Source organism: Pseudohongiella sp. SYSU M77423, assembly GCF_029911965.1.
GTDB lineage: Bacteria > Pseudomonadota > Gammaproteobacteria > Pseudomonadales > Pseudohongiellaceae > Pseudohongiella.
Window position 1 is genome coordinate 1 of record NZ_JARYTH010000017.1, and the last position, 802, is coordinate 802.

The window sequence follows — 802 nt, forward strand, 5'->3', positions numbered from 1 at the left end:
AGCGGAATCTTGGCACCTAACAATCAATTCTATAAAGGACAAACTGCGTCGCAGTTTGCCTATAAATAAGGGCGTTAACTGCACATGGGCATAGCGATGACTGAGACCAAATCGCCACCGCATTGGAGGCACTTTCTAGCTCTAGAAGAAGATCTGGCTAGTACAGTTCGTTATATAGAGTTTGCCGAAGCGAACTTTAAAACGTATTCGGTAGAATTCACTTCTTTACTTCTTTCGGCATGCTCAGAAGTAGATGTTGTATGCAAACTACTATGCAAAAATCTGGATAAAAAATCCAAGGCAAGCAATATAGGACATTATGCATCGAAGCTCGGTTCTGCATATCCGTCGCTGGGAAACTTTGAAGTAGAAATACCAAGGTTTGGACTAAAATTCCAACCTTGGAAGAATTGGGCAGGGAAGTCTCGCAAAAGTCCGTTATGGTGGGGTGCACACAACAAGGTAAAACATAATAGGGACGATCATTTCGGCGAAGCAAATTTGAGTAATGTACTAAATGCTCTTGCCGGGCTATATGTAGCGACTCTTCATCTTTACAAGTCAATGGCTGAAAGCGCAGAGCTTGGCCCTACACCACTCTTATTCAGGCCTGGGGGAGACTATTTCAGCGGAGTTACTCACATGGATACTGAAGTACTAATAAATTATTCTTTCGGCAGTTAACAATCAATTGCACGTGACCAGCTACGCCGGCACGTGAATACGGGCGTTATGCAGCTTGACACCGTTGCGCAACACGCTACACTGTAGGCCATGATCAAGACTTTCAAGCACAAGGGAC

Annotated in this window: 1 protein-coding gene; it reads left to right on the plus strand. The window is 44.3% G+C overall.

Annotation, left to right across the window (positions count from 1 at the left end):
- Nucleotides 1-96 precede the first annotated feature (96 nt).
- Nucleotides 97-684 (plus strand): hypothetical protein, encoded by a 588-nt coding sequence (locus QGM61_RS15200; RefSeq protein WP_281133499.1) that lies wholly within the window; start codon nt 97-99, stop codon nt 682-684.
- Nucleotides 685-802 lie beyond the last annotated feature (118 nt).